The sequence below is a fragment of the Selenomonas sp. oral taxon 920 genome (assembly GCF_001717585.1).
GTDB lineage: Bacteria > Bacillota > Negativicutes > Selenomonadales > Selenomonadaceae > Centipeda.
In genome coordinates this window covers 698,057-712,823 of the sequence record NZ_CP017042.1, presented here as the reverse complement: position 1 = coordinate 712,823, position 14,767 = coordinate 698,057, and the positions used below count along the sequence as shown (strand labels likewise).

The 14,767-nt window shown below is 57.6% G+C and carries 9 protein-coding genes; 3 read left to right on the top strand and 6 right to left on the bottom strand.

The features are described from left to right. Positions 1 to 30: 30 nt before the first annotated feature. The 4 genes from uvrA to leuS form a co-directional block, all read right to left on the bottom strand. The gene (gene uvrA, locus BCS37_RS03265) at positions 31 to 2,862 is read right to left on the bottom strand and encodes an excinuclease ABC subunit UvrA (RefSeq protein WP_069180142.1); all 2,832 of its coding nucleotides are present in this window, start codon (positions 2,860 to 2,862) and stop codon (positions 31 to 33) included. A gap of 8 nt (positions 2,863 to 2,870) precedes the next feature. Further along, positions 2,871 to 4,913, bottom strand: coding sequence for an excinuclease ABC subunit UvrB (uvrB, locus tag BCS37_RS03260; RefSeq protein WP_069180141.1), 2,043 nt, complete (start codon positions 4,911 to 4,913; stop codon positions 2,871 to 2,873). Between the two features lie 115 nt (positions 4,914 to 5,028). Further along, a complete protein-coding gene (locus BCS37_RS03255) occupies positions 5,029 to 6,177 on the bottom strand; it encodes an HD-GYP domain-containing protein (protein ID WP_069180140.1) in 1,149 nt (382 codons plus the stop codon). 44 nt (positions 6,178 to 6,221) lie between these two features. Further along, a complete protein-coding gene (gene leuS / locus BCS37_RS03250; RefSeq protein WP_069180139.1) occupies positions 6,222 to 8,696 on the bottom strand; it encodes a leucine--tRNA ligase in 2,475 nt (824 codons plus the stop codon). Positions 8,697 to 8,993: 297 nt separating this feature from the next. On the opposite strand from leuS, the gene BCS37_RS03245 reads away from it, so the two are divergent. Continuing rightward, positions 8,994 to 9,746 carry a sulfite exporter TauE/SafE family protein gene (locus BCS37_RS03245; RefSeq protein ID WP_069180138.1) on the top strand — a complete coding sequence of 251 codons (753 nt, stop codon included), beginning with the start codon at positions 8,994 to 8,996 and terminating at the stop codon, positions 9,744 to 9,746. 57 nt (positions 9,747 to 9,803) lie between these two features. Here the strand turns inward: BCS37_RS03245 and BCS37_RS03240 are convergent, their stop codons facing one another. Together BCS37_RS03240 and BCS37_RS03235 are read right to left on the bottom strand one after the other, a co-directional pair. Continuing rightward, a complete protein-coding gene (locus tag BCS37_RS03240; protein ID WP_069180137.1) occupies positions 9,804 to 11,906 on the bottom strand; it encodes a methyl-accepting chemotaxis protein in 2,103 nt (700 codons plus the stop codon). Between the two features lie 50 nt (positions 11,907 to 11,956). Beyond that, entirely contained in the window at positions 11,957 to 13,306 is a 1,350-nt protein-coding gene (locus BCS37_RS03235) for an amino acid permease (protein ID WP_069180136.1), read from the bottom strand. A 154-nt stretch (positions 13,307 to 13,460) separates the two neighbouring features. Here BCS37_RS03235 and BCS37_RS03230 point away from each other — a divergent pair, with 154 nt between their 5' ends. Both BCS37_RS03230 and BCS37_RS03225 read left to right on the top strand, forming a co-directional pair. After that, positions 13,461 to 14,087 carry a hypothetical protein gene (locus tag BCS37_RS03230; protein WP_069180135.1) on the top strand — a complete coding sequence of 209 codons (627 nt, stop codon included), beginning with the start codon at positions 13,461 to 13,463 and terminating at the stop codon, positions 14,085 to 14,087. Then, on the top strand, positions 14,084 to 14,740 hold the full coding sequence (locus tag BCS37_RS03225) for an IMPACT family protein (protein WP_069180134.1): 657 nt from the start codon (positions 14,084 to 14,086) through the stop codon (positions 14,738 to 14,740). Before BCS37_RS03230 ends, BCS37_RS03225 begins: the two co-directional genes overlap by 4 nt. The last annotated feature ends 27 nt before the right edge of the window (positions 14,741 to 14,767 follow it).

Below are 14,767 nucleotides of genomic sequence, written 5' to 3'. Positions count from 1 at the left end.
TGCATTACCTTCTTTTCAGTTCGTAAAAATCTATTTGTGTTTCTCCTCAAGCAGAGGCTTCAAAAATCTCCCCGTATAGGACTCAGGAACTTGAACGATCTGCTCGGGCGTACCCTGCGCGACAATCGTCCCGCCGCGCACACCGCCTTCGGGGCCGAGGTCGATCACATGGTCCGCCGCCTTGATTACATCGAGGTTGTGCTCGATGACGACGACGGTATCGCCGCCGTCCACGAGGCGCTGGAGGATGACGAGCAGCTTGTGAATGTCCGCCGCGTGCAGTCCCGTCGTCGGCTCGTCGAGGATGTAGAGCGTCTTGCCCGTGCTGCGCTTCGACAGCTCCGTCGCGAGCTTCACGCGCTGTGCCTCACCGCCCGAGAGCGTCGTCGCAGGCTGTCCGAGACGGATATAGCCCAGTCCCACGTCACGGATGATCTCGAGTTTGCGTGCAATGCGCGGCACATTCTGAAAAAATGTCACCGCCTCGTCAATCGTCATGTCGAGCACCTCGGCGATGGTCTTTCCCTTGTAGTGTACCTCGAGCGTCTCGCGGTTGTACCGCGCACCCTTGCAGACCTCGCACGGGACATAGACATCGGGGAGAAACTGCATTTCGATTTTGAGGATGCCGTCCCCACGACACGCCTCACAGCGTCCGCCCTTCACGTTAAAGCTGAACCGCCCCGCCTTGTACCCGCGCATACGCGACTCTGATACTTGGCTAAAGAGATCGCGGATCGCATCGAACACACCCGTGTACGTTGCGGGATTCGAGCGCGGCGTGCGCCCGATGGGCTGCTGGTCGATGTTGATGACCTTGTCAATATGCTCAAGCCCCTTGATCTTCTTATGCTTTCCCGGCTTCCCCTTCGCGCGGTAGAGGCGCGAGGCGACCCCGCGATAGAGGATCTCGTTGACGAGCGTGGACTTGCCGGAACCGGAGACCCCCGTGACGAGTGTGAGCGTCCCAAGCGGGAACTTCACATTGATTTCCTTGAGATTGTTCTCTGACGCACCCACGATTTCGAGGACGTTGCCATTCCCCTTGCGCCGCTCGGAGGGCACGGGGATGAATTTTTTTCGTGCGAGATATTGCCCCGTGATGGAGGCGGGATTTTTCATAATCTCCGCCGCCGTTCCCTCTGCGACCACCTCGCCGCCGTGCTCGCCTGCACCCGGACCGATGTCGATGATGTGATCGGCGGCGTGCATCGTGTCCTCGTCGTGTTCCACGACGATCAGCGTATTGCCGAGGTCGCGCAGATGGCGCAGCGTCGCGAGCAGGCGGTTGTTGTCGCGTTGGTGCAGACCGATGCTTGGCTCGTCGAGGATGTAGAGCACCCCCATCAGCCCCGAGCCGATCTGCGTCGCAAGACGGATACGCTGTGCCTCGCCGCCCGAGAGTGTCCCCGCCGCACGCGAGAGGGTCAGGTAGTCAAGCCCCACATCGAGAAGGAAATGCAGACGCGCGTGGATTTCCTTTAGAATCTCCACGGCGATCTTTGCCTCACGCGGGCTGAAGCTCTTCTCCGCCTCCGTGAGGAACGCATCCGCCTCGCGGATCGTCAGTGCCGTGAGCTCGGCGATGCTCTTCCCGCCGACCGTAACGGCGAGCGTCTCGGGCTTCAGGCGTGCACCGTGACACGCCGTACACGGCGTATCCGTCATATAGTCCTCGTAGCTTTCACGCATCTCCTCCGAGTCCGTCTCCCGATAGCGGCGCGCAAGCGCGGGCAGAACGCCCTCATAGGGGACATTGTATTCCTTTTCCTCGCCGAACATATTCGTATATTGGAAAGAAACGTACTCATCCGAACCATAGAGCAGCATCTTCTGCATCTTCTTGTCCATGCGGTTCCACTGTGTATGTTCGTCGTAGTCGTGCGCACGGAGGAGCGCCGAAATCGCACGCATCCCGTAGGAGTTCGGATTCTTCGAGAGCGGCGCAAAGACACCGTCTGCCACGCTGAGCGTCTTGTCCGGCACAACAAGCTCCTCGTCAAACTCCTTGTGACTGCCGAGTCCCGTACAGACGGGACACGCACCAAACGGACTGTTGAACGAGAACATGCGCGGCGCGATCTCGGGGAGCGAGATGCCGCAGTCAATACAGGCAAAATTCTCGCTGAACATGAGCGTATCCCCGTCCACCACCTGTACATAGACCACCCCGCCGCCCGCACGCAGAGCCGTTTCAAGCGAGTCCGTCAGGCGGCTCTCCGTACCCGCACGCACAACGAGACGATCCACTACAATCTCAATCGTATGCTTCTTCTGCTTTTCGAGAGCGATCTCCTCCCCAAGGTCGCGCAGCTCTCCGTCGATACGCACGCGCACATAGCCGTCGCGGCGGATCTGATCGAGGACCTTGCGGTGCTCGCCCTTTTTCCCGCGCACGAGCTGCGCCATGATGAGCAGCTTTGTGCTCTCGGGCTGCGTCATAATGGCATCCACCATCTGATCGACACTCTGCTGCGCGATGGGCTTGCCGCAGTTCGGGCAGTGCGGACGGCCCGCCCGCGCATAGAGCAGACGCAGATAGTCATAGACCTCCGTCACCGTCCCCACCGTCGAGCGCGGGTTGTGGCTCGTCGTCTTTTGGTCAATCGAGATCGCGGGCGAGAGTCCCTCGATGTTGTCCACATCAGGCTTGTCCATCTGCCCGAGGAACTGCCGTGCATATGCGGACAGCGACTCCACATAGCGACGCTGCCCCTCGGCATAGATCGTGTCAAATGCGAGCGAGGATTTCCCCGAGCCCGAGAGCCCCGTCACGACAACGAGCTTGTCGCGCGGAATCTCCACGTTGATATTCTTTAGGTTGTGGGCGCGTGCGCCCTCGATTTTGATACTTTCGTTCATAGTTTCCCCTATTTTTTCTTCTTCGGCAGTTCACCCTCGAGCTCCACAATCATATCGCGCAGCTCCGCCGCACGCTCGAATTCGAGGGCGCGTGATGCCTGCTGCATTTCGCGCAGGAGGCTCTTGACGAGGTTTTCGCGCTCCTTCTTGCCGAGCTTTTTCTTCGCCTTGCCGTCCTTTTTCCCATACGGTGCCCTGTCCTCAGCGGCAACGAGTGTCATCTCGATGAGCGGCACGATGGGCTTCTCGATGGTCTTGGGCACGATTCCGTGCACCTCGTTGTACGCATTCTGGATCGTGCGGCGGCGCTCCGTCTCATCCATCGCACGCTGCATCGATCCTGTGATGACATCGCCGTACATGATGACGTGTCCGCCCGCGTTGCGTGCGGCGCGGCCGATGGTCTGAATGAGTGCTGTATCCGAGCGCAGAAACCCCTCCTTGTCCGCGTCGAGGATGGCGATGAGCGAGACCTCGGGCATGTCCAGTCCCTCGCGCAGGAGGTTGATGCCGACGAGCACGTCAAACTCACCCGCACGCAGGTCGTGGATGATCTCCGCACGCTCGATGGTCGCAATGTCCGAGTGGAGATAGCGAACCTTGACTCCCGCTTCGCGCAGATAGTCTGTGAGATGTTCTGCCATCCGCTTTGTCAGGGTCGTAACGAGCACACGTTCATTTTTCTCAATTCGTATGCGGATCTCTGAGAGCAGATCGTCGATCTGTCCGTCGAGCGGCCGCACCTCCACCACAGGGTCGAGCAGTCCCGTCGGGCGGATGATCTGCTGCGCAACCTGCTGTGCCTGCTGCATCTCGTATTTGCCGGGGGTCGCAGAGACGTAGACGATCTGATTGACGCGTGCGGCAAACTCCTCGAATGTGAGCGGACGGTTGTCGAACGCAGACGGCAGACGGAAACCGTTGTCTACAAGCGAGACCTTGCGGCTGCGATCACCGCCGTACATCGCATGAATCTGAGGCAGTGTCACATGGGATTCGTCGATCATGATGAGGAAGTCGGAGGGGAAGTAGTCGAGGAGCGTGTACGGCGTATCGCCCGCATTCCGATGCGTGAGGTGCCGCGAGTAGTTCTCGATGCCGGAGCAGTACCCCATCTCCTCCATCATCTCGAGGTCGTAGTTCGTGCGCTGTTCGAGCCGCTGCGCCTCGAGGAGTTTGCCCGCGCCCTTGAGTTCATCCAGACGCTCTGCAAGCTCCGTGCGGATATCCGCCATTGCGATTTTCATATCCTCATCGTCCGTGACGTAGTGGGAGGCAGGAAAGACCATCGAATGCAGACGCTCGCCGTAGACTTCGCCCGAGGTCACGTCAAACTCGATGATGCGTTCGACCTCGTCGCCGAACATTTCGATGCGCACGCCGCGGTTGTTGTAACCCGCAGGGAATATCTCGACCACATCGCCGCGCACGCGAAACCGTCCGCGCTCGAAGGCAATATCGTTGCGCTCGTAGCGGATGGAAACGAGTTTTTGCAGAATCGCCTCGCGCGGAATCGTCTGCCCCTTGTGCACGGAGAGCACCATCTCATGATAGCTCTCGGGCGAGCCGAGACCATAGATGCAGGACACGCTCGCGACAATAATGACATCGCGCCGCTCGAACAGTGAACAGGTCGCAGAGTGGCGCAGTTCGTCGATCTCGTCGTTGATGGATGCGTCCTTCTCAATGTAGGTGTCGGTCTGCGCAATGTACGCCTCGGGCTGGTAATAGTCGTAGTAGCTGACAAAGTAGCCGACGTAGTTGTCGGGAAAGAAGGACTTGAACTCACTTGCAAGCTGTGCCGCGAGCGTCTTGTTGTGTGCGATGACGAGTGTCGGACGCTGCACTCGCTCGATGACCTTTGCCATCGTATAGGTCTTGCCCGTGCCCGTTGCACCGAGGAGTACCTGCGCCGTCATCCCGTTCTCGATGCCGCCTGCAAGGTCTGCAATCGCCTGCGGCTGATCGCCCATCGGCGCAAACGGCGCGACGACCTTGAAAGGAGTCTCTTTCTCGAAGATCGTCGTATTGAGTTTTGGAACCATCGCCATTGTGCACCCTCCCCATCACTGCCGAAAAGTCATTCTGTCATTATAGCGCATTCAATGAGCGATGGAAATAGCCGCACACAAAAAAGCACCCCGCAGGGTGCTTTGATCTCTATGATTAAAGTTTGCTGACATCCGCCGCTGTCATGATCTCAACGACGGTAATGTCCTTCACCGTATTGAGGTCGATAAAGCCGCCGTCCACGAGCTGCACAACAGGCATTGCCGTCACGCGCGACTCGTCAATGTAGACAATGCGCCCTGCCGTTCCGTCCGAGAGGCGCAGCCAGCAGCCATTGAGCGCAGCGTTGAGCTTGCGCATAAAGAGTACCGCGTACTCGGAATCCAGCTTGCCGTCCAGCACGTCTGCGTAGAGAATCTTGAATACCTCGAACGGCGAACGCTTCTCTGCATACGTGCGACTGGACGCCATCGCATCATAGCTGTCGAGCACAGCGAGTACCTTGCCGAACGTCGAGATCTGATCGCCCTCGAGTCCGGACGGATAGCCCGAACCATCGTTGCGCTCGTGATGCTGAATCACACCGTTCATGAGGTCGGCACGCCCCGAGAGATCGCTGCTCTCCAGGAGCTTGAAGCTGTCAACCACATGATTCTTGAGAATATCGAACTCCTCCTCCGTGAGGCGCCCCTTCTTCTCAAGCAGATCCTTCTCGATGAACTGCTTGCCGATGTCGAGGAAGAGCCCTGCAAGCACGAGGTTCTGACGGTCGATGCCGTTCAGCCCCATCCACTTCGCCATGAGTCCGCCGAGGATAGCAAGATGAACGCAGTGATGAAGGTTGTAGTCTCCATCCTGATTCATGCTGTAGATCATGGAAACCGCCGTTGCGCCCTCTTTGTAGAGGTCGCGCAGACGCCCGCTTGCCATGACGGGCTGCAGGATCTCCATGTCGAGCTTGCCGGTGACCGCTGCCTGCTGAAAGAGTTTTTCCATCTCGCCGTATACGTAGCGATAATTCTCTGCGTACTTGTCATCCAGCTTCACATCCCGCTCCGGAGTCACGCTGCCCTCAAAGTCCGGCTCTGCTGCCGCCTTTGCCGCCTTCTCCTTCTGCACGGCAGTGAGGATACTGTCCTCATCAACGTAGACGGACGCGATCTCCTTCTCTTTGAGCAGGTTGATCGTCTCGCGGTCCAGAACCGTGCCGCCCTCAACGAGTACAATCTCAGTCTCCCCATCATAGACCGTACGTCCGATGAGCATCTCCGGCAGCAGGCTCCGAACAGCAAACGCTTTTAACATAATGTATTCTCTCCCTTTTCTCTTCCTTGAACAGAGTTTCTCTCTTATCCTTTGACAACAATATTGACCAGTTTACCGGGAACGCAGATGACCTTTACGATCTGCCTGCCCTCCGTGAGCTCCTTGGCGCGCGGCAGTTCAGTGACCAATCGCTCCATCGCCTCCCTGTCCAGATCGGCAGCGATCTTCACGCGGTCGCGTACCTTGCCATTGACCTGAAGCACCACTTCGATCTCGTTCTGTGTGAGGGCAGACGCATCGTATGTCGGCCACTTCTCAGCATGCACGCTGCCCGTAAAGAGTCGTGCCCAAAGCTCCTCCGTGATGTGCGGTGCAAACGGTGCGAGCAGCCGCAGGAGCACGCTCCCTGTCTCACGCGCAAGCGCTGGGCTAAGGGGTTTGTCCTGAAATGCGTAGAACGCATTGACCAGCTCCATAATGGCCGAGATCGCCGTATTGAACATAAAGCGGTCGCGCACATCCTCTGTGACCTTCTTAATGGTCGTGTGGAGGACACGGCGCAGCTCGGTCTCCTCCGCCGTAAGTGCAGCGGAATCGCGAGTCTCCGCTGCACTCTTGATCACATCCTCGAACTGGAGCAGGATACGCCAAACGCGGTTCAGGAAGCGGAATGCCCCCTCGACCCCCTGGTCGCTCCAGTCCAGATCGCGCTCCACGGGTGCGGCAAAGAGGATGAAGAGACGCGCTGTGTCCGCACCGTACTTCTCAATGATCTCCTCGGGTGAAACGACGTTGCCGAGCGACTTCGACATCTTCGCGCCATCCTTGATAACCATCCCCTGTGTGAGCAGATTCGTGAACGGTTCGTCGAAGTCGAGCAGCCCCGCGTCGCGCAGCACCTTCGTGAAGAAGCGCGCATAGAGCAGATGCAGAATCGCGTGCTCGATGCCACCGATATACTGATCGACTGGGGCCCAGTAGTTCACCTTGTCCCGATCAAAGGGGCGCTCTGTATTGTGCGGGTCTGCATATCGATAGTAGTACCACGAGGAGCAGATGAACGTATCCATCGTATCCGTCTCGCGCGTTGCCGTGCCGCCGCATTTCGGACATTTGCAGTGGAGGAAGTGCTCGCTCGAAGAGAGCGGTGATACCGCCCCCTGTGCGAAGGACACATCCTCGGGCAGACGCACGGGAAGCTCCTCCTCGGGTACCAGGACCTCACCGCATTTCTCACAGTTAATGATGGGAATGGGCGCACCCCAGTAGCGCTGGCGTGAGATGAGCCAGTCCCGCAGACGGTAGTTGACGCGGCGCTTGCCGAAGCCCTGCGCCTCGGCCTCGTCAATGATCGCGCCCATTGCCGCGTGCATCTCCATCCCCGTGAACTTGCCGGAGTTGATCAGGAAGCCCTCTTTTTCAACGTAGGCAGCCGTCATGTCCTCGAGACACAGCTCACCCTTGGGCGGACGGATCGTGAGGATCTTGCGGATGCCGTACTTCGTTGCGAACATCCAGTCGCGCTGATCCTCTGACGGCACCGCCATGACGGCGCCCGTTCCATACTCGAAGAGGACGTAATTCGTGATCCAGATCTCGACCTGCTCCCCATTGAACGGATTCGTACAGTAGAGCCCGGTGAAAATGCCCTCTTTCTCCGACTCGCTTGAAGCGCGTTCAATGTCGGACTGCTTCTTCACGCGCGTACAGAATGCGCGTATCTCATCTGCCTTGTCGCTGATTGCACAGATCTGCTCCACGAGCGGGTGCTCGGGGGCAAGTGCGAGGAAGGTGATGCCGAACACGGTATCGGGACGCGTCGTGTAGACGGGGATCTCCGTATCGAGCGTGGGTGCGGGAAGACGGAACTCAAGCCCCTCACTGCGTCCGATCCAGTTCTCCTGCATGGTCTTGACGCGCTCGGGCCATCCCGGGAGCTTATCCAGATCAGCAAGGAGTTCGTCGGCATAGTCCGTAATCCTCAAAAACCACTGTGCAAGGTTCTTCTTGTGTACCTCGGACTTGCAGCGCCAGCATTTGCCGTCCTCGACCTGCTCATTTGCGAGTACCGTACCGCAGGTGTCACACCAGTTGACGGATGCCGCCTTCTTATACGCAAGGCCCTTCTTGTAGAAGAGTTCAAAGAGCCACTGTGTCCAGCGGTAGTAGTCCTCACGGCAGGTGATGACCTCGCGTGACCAGTCATACGCGAGCCCGAGTGCCTTCTGCTGACGCTCCATGTTCTCAATGTTCGCATATGTCCACTTCGCGGGGTGCACCTTGTTTTGAATCGCCGCATTTTCTGCGGGCATGCCAAAGGAATCGAATCCCATCGGGTGCAGGACATTGTAGCCTTCCATCGTCCGAAAACGCGCGACAACATCGCCAATCGAGTAGTTGCGGACATGCCCCATGTGGAGTTTTCCCGACGGATAGGGGAACATCTCAAGCACGTAGTACTTCGGCTTCTCGTTGTCCATCTCCGTATGGCAGCTGTTCTCACTCTCCCAGCGCTTCTGCCACTTCGCTTCAATCTCCTGCGGGCAATACCTCTCCACTATGCTCTTGCTCCTCCCAGTATTTAAGGAAACACTGATAAACGCAGCTTATCAACAATTCCTTAACCATCGTGACAGCGGCATTGCCGCTCGTTTTTACTTAATAATAGTTTCGATATATTATACATGAAATAGGAGGAAGGCGTCAATCATTATTCATATTTTAGCATAAATATTTTTAGGACTTTCTTCCTGTTTTCCCATGTGTGTCTGAATACCATGTCAAAAAGTGTACGTTCGTACATCTTTCATGATACAATAAACACAAACTCATTCTCTGCACTGGGAGGTGTTTGTTTGGAGCACTATTTTGCCGGGGTCGCTGCGCACATTGGGCCGACACTCGCTATCTTCTTTGCCGCCTTCATCCAGTCGATCACAGGCTTCGGTCTCGTCATCATCGCCGCACCTCTGCTTATGTTCTTCTACGAACCGAAACTCACCGTCCCGATCATGCTGCTCCTCGCATGCAGCGGCAACGCCGTACAGGGATTCCTCATGCGAAAGCAGGCGAATCTCCCGCTCGTGCGCTGGATGTATCTCGGCATGCTTGCGGGACAGCCTATCGGCTTCTTTTTCTTTACCACCATCTCGAACGACGCGCTGAAGGTCTTCATCAACGTCGTTGTCCTCCTGAGCCTGCTCCTCATGCAGATCTCGCACCGGCTTATTCCGGAGTGTCGGCGCAACACGATCATAACGGGCATGCTCTCCGGCTTCACTGCGATTACAACGGGCATGGGCGGACTGCCGTTCCTGATCTACCTTGCGTATACCTCAATGCTACCAAATGTGTTTCGTGCGACCTGCTTTGTCTACTTCTTCCTCGGCAATGCGACCTCACTCGTCAGCTATCTCATCGGCGGTTTCCCGCTCACAGCCGCATTCAACGAGTTCATCTATCTCTTGCCCGCGCTCGCCATCGGCATTGTCGCAGGACGTGAGAGCATGTGTTTGATGCCCGCCGCCCTTTTCCGCAAACTCGTCTTCGTCATCCTCTACGTTGCCTCCACCTATACCATCATCTCGATCTTGATGAAATCATTTTGATATAGGGATTCCATAAAAAAACGCGGCTCTCCCACCGCGCTTTTTCTATGCTCGTTTTTACCGTATGGAGTGGAGCACCGCATCGAGTTCGTCGAAGCGGCGGTTCAGCTGCGTGCTCCGTTCTGCGACACGGTCGATGGATGTGGTCGAGCGACGGATTGCGCTGAGACCATCGTCCAGATTCTTCTTCAGATCATGAATCCGATCGTCAAATCCATGCTCAAATGTCTCAATCTGATCCTCGAATGCCTGATTGGTCGCAAGCATCTGATCGATCTCCTGCACGTCGCGCAGCAGCTCACTGATCGCCTCATCGGATGCCTCGAGACGCTCACGCGTGTTCTCGGAAAGCTTGCGCACTTCACCTGCGACGACAGCAAAGCCGCGCCCCATCTCGCCCGCGCGCGCCGCCTCGATCGCAGCGTTGAGCGCGAGAAGGTTGATCTGCGCCGAAATCTCCGTGATCATGTTCATGACCTGCTCGATCTTCTTCGTGCTCTCCGTGAGCCGTTCGAGCTTCGGTGTAATCTCTGCGTTGCGCCCCAGCAGCTCCTTGGTCATATCGCCCTGTCCGCCGAGACCACCGCTCAGCTTGTCGATCAGCACCGAAACACTCTCTGCGCTCTTGCCGATCTGTGCCATCATCTTCGTCATCCCCGATATCTCGCTGCGGTAGGCATTGAACTCGCCCATGATGCCATCCTTGAGCCTGTCGACGATCTGCAAACGTGCAATGTCATGTTCAAGGAAAGATTTCTGGCAAAGTGCATAGACCGAGGGGAATCGGTCCATATAACCATCGTAGAATGAGCCGCCGGAGATCTGATAGAAAAAGATTGCCGTCAGCGTCTCATTGATGTGCATGCCCGCAATCTCGCCGAGTGCTGAGTAGCCGGCGATGGGCATGCCGTCAAAGAGATCAGCACCCGCAAGTTCCCCCGCAAAGGTCAGACGGCGCAGGATGCAGTCGTTCATCACAACGCCGATCGGTGCCGGCTTCCCCTTCGCAAAGCCGGCGTAGTCCGACTTCAACGTTTCGAGGAATTTCGCGCGGCGCATGAGATACAGTTCCTCGCCCGCCGTGATGTCACAGAAAAAATGCATGCGCTTCGCGGCTTCGTCGATGCGCTGCAGCGAACGGATATAGAACTGGTTGCCGACGTGCGTGGCAAAGGTATAGTCCGCCAGCGCGTCCGTGAGCGCTGCAATATCCGATACGTGCAGATAGTCCATCAGGACGTCTGTGAGAGGAACAGGGCGCCCCTCTGCATTCGCAACGGTTTCCACTGTGCGGAACGTCGTATCCGAGCCGATGACCGTCCATTTCTCACCCGTCTCCTCCGCCGCCTGTGTCTTAAACACGGAGTAGCGGTAGTCGCCCGCAAGTTTTACGACGAGCACGACGGCATGATTCTCGAGCACCTCTCTGCCATTGTAGATATAGGTGTGGGAGAAGTCGAGTGCGCCGCCTGCACTGCCGCCGATGTACGGACAGGGCAGACTCTCTGCGTCGTAGAGTGCCCGCAGAACAAAGGACTCGCACGCGCTCACGCCGTCCACATAGACGAATGCAAAGGTATCATCGAAGCGCACGGGGAACGGAATGCGTTCGGCACGCACATCGGCAGCGATCCTCGCCACGCGCTCAGCGGGGGTGAGCGTCACCTCACCGCGCTTCATATCTTCGTTGTGCAGCGGCAGCGTCATCATGTAGGTCTGTGCGATCATGCGCTTGCTGAACACCTGCAGGAGCACCCTTGCTCGCCCGTCTCCTGCCTCCATATAGTAAGAGCGCGTGTCTGCCGTATGCGTCAGCTCACCGCAGGTCGTCATGAGCAAGAATTTCACATCCGGCGGAGAAACGGACTGCACGGCACGTGCAACATCATCCATCGAGAGATCTGCCGAGATAAAGCCGAGGACGATGGCAGGACCACCCGGCACGTCATAAAGCTCGCGCAGGCGCTCTGCCGTAAGTTCACTGCGCGAGAGGTAGACGGACTTCATATCGCTGCCCCCCACCGTTCCCAGACCCGCAAACGGGGCGCGCGCCTTCACGCTCTCCTCACGCTGCTGCGGATCTGCCGCAAGAGGCTTCGCCTTAATCCGATCCGCAAGTGAGACCTCTTCCTTTTTCTTATTCCCAAACAGTCCAAACATAATTTACCTCCCTATCCGCAAAGGCACTTTAATGCAATTATAACACGCCTTTATTCACACCGCAAGAATCTATAGAGAATCATCGGGACAACGAGCATCGGAACGCCGAGGTAGAGCGCCGACCGCAGTTCCGGTGTGAAGATCATGAATGCGAGGCAGAGTACCTGCGCCCAGATCCCAAAGAGCGTCACATAGGGAAAGAGCGGCATACGATAGCGCAGCAGGGATACCGCATTCTCCGCCTCAAGCCTGCGGCGGCGGCGATACTGGCTCCAACAGATCGATATCCACGCCATCGCGCCCGAGAAACCCGAAAGTGCGAGCAGATAGGTATAGAGTTGTCCGTGTGGATTCATCGCATAGACCGCAATAACCCCCCAGCAGAAGACGATGGAGGCGTAGATCGCACGTGAGGGTACGCCCTTGCTGCTGAGTCCCTCCAGCATGTGCGGCGCCATCCCCATCGTCGCGAGTGCGTGCACCGTACGAGCCGCGCCGTAGAGCCCCGAGTTTGAGCAGGAGATCGCCGCCGTCAGTACAACGAAGGAGAAGAGCGCGGCAAGCTCCGTGAAGCCGTGCTCGGCGAGCGCCGCTGCAAAGACGCTCTCCGTGAGCGAGGCGTGATCCCACGGCAGGATCGAAATGAGCAGCGTAATCGGAATGATGTAGAGGGCAATGATCCGCCACGTCACGTTGCGCACCGCCGTCGGGATGCTGCGCGCAGGATCGGCAGTCTCCCCTGCCGCAAGCCCGATGATCTCCGTCCCCTGAAAGTTGACGAGGATAATGACCATCGTGAGGGCAATGCTCGCATAACCGTTGGGCGCAAAGCCGCCGCTGCCGAGAAGAATACGCGAACCGATGTAGCCCTCTCCGCCGATCAGCCCGAGGCAGATGAGGAGGGCGACCGCGCTGAACGCCACGAGCGCAGTGACCTTGATGAGCGAGAGCCAGAACTCGCTCTCGCCGAATTTATCGACACGAAACAGATTGAGGATAGTGACGATGCCGCCGAAAAACACCGCCCACCAGACCGTCCCGATCTCGGGGAAGAAGCCGTTCATAATGATGCCGGCGGCGATCATCTCCGAGGGCACATAGGAGACCCATGTCACCCAGTACGACCAGCCGACGCCACATGCCCACGTCGCAGAAATGTTCTCGCGCGCGTAGACGACAAAGGAACCGGAGAGCGGTTTTTCGACCGCGAGCTCCGCGAGGCAGAGCATGACTGCGAGGACGATCAGTCCTCCAAGGAGATAGGCGATCATGGCGGCAGGTCCTGCCTGCTCGAGCACATAGCCCGTTCCGAGGAAGTAACCGCTCCCAATGACGCCGCCGAGAGAGATAAACTGAAGATGCCTGTGCTTCAGCTTTCGTTTCATTGTCGATTCGCCCATGGGCTTTCTAACACAACCTTCCTGCCCGATTTTCATTACATAAAAATGCATTCTCATCATACTACAAGAACGCACGAATTACTACGATTTATTTGACAAAGCCGCAAATTTTTATTATCATCTTACCAACGTATACAAAGGAGGAGCTTTTATTATGAAATTCAGAGCCTTGCTGCTCGCCCTCACCCTCGTCATCACAGTCTCGGGTACCGCGGCGGCAGCCGTCACCGAACATCGGGAGTCAACAACGAACCTCTCCATCGCCTACCCTGTTCTCACGGCGGCGGACGGTGTCGTCGCAGATCCCATCAACGCCGACATCGCAGCGCTTGCCGGGAGTGTTCGCGCGGCATACGAGAGCGGTGCATTCTATCGCGGAGAACTCGGCTACCGCGTGCATCTCGACGACGAGAACTTCCTCTCCGTGACGTTCACGGATCTGCGCTACGATCTGCGTGCGAACCAGCCGACGCGCCGCGACTACGGATATGTTTACTATAAGAAGACCGGGCAGCGTCTGCCGCTTGCCTTCTTCGTCCACATTACGCCGACCGATCTTGACGCTGAGGCGGTGAACGGACATCTCTACAACGAGCAGGGGCGCAACACCCCGATCCAGCCGGAGAAATCTGTGCACGAAGTGCCGACGAACTACTTCCTCGGCGGACGCGGCTACGTCTGCCCCATCTTTCAGGCGGGCGAACTGACGGCGAGCACGGGACCGACCTATGTCCTGCTCGATGCAAGCGTCATCGACTACTTCAACCGCAAGAACAAATGACGATGGAACCCTATACAACCATCACAGGGGAGATACCGGAGGGCGGTGTCTCCCCTGTTTCGTACGAGATTCAGCGTTCACGCTTCCTTGCCTACGCCATTCATGCGGAGGATGAGGAGGAGGTGCGCCCATGGCTGCAAACGATAAAAAAGACGCACTACGAAGCACGCCACATTCCCTACGCCATGGTATTCGGCGAGCGTGCCGACCGCCAGCGCTCAAGCGACGATGGAGAGCCGGGCGGCACGGCGGGCAGCCCCATCCTCGAGGCGGTCAAGGCGCGCGGCGTGACGAATGCCGCTGTCGCCGTCGTCCGTTACTTCGGCGGCATCAAACTCGGAGCGGGCGGGCTCATCCGTGCCTATGCGCACGCGGCAGGGCTCGGCATTGATGCAGCGGCAAAGGTGCGCATGACACCGCTGCATACGATGTACGTGCAGATCGACTACGACCTCCTCGCCGCTGTCGAGCGCTGTGTACGTGACGCAGCCTTGCAGACGGAAGAAGCAGACTATGTGGACAAAGTGACGCTTGCCCTGCTCATTCCGACAGGCGATATTGAGCTGTATCAGCGCGCGCTGACCGATCTTACGGCGGGACGCGCGCGGTACCGATTGGGTGAGCAAAAGTACGTTGCTGTCCCCCTTGCATAGAAAAAGCGCCCTGTGTGGGCGCTTTTT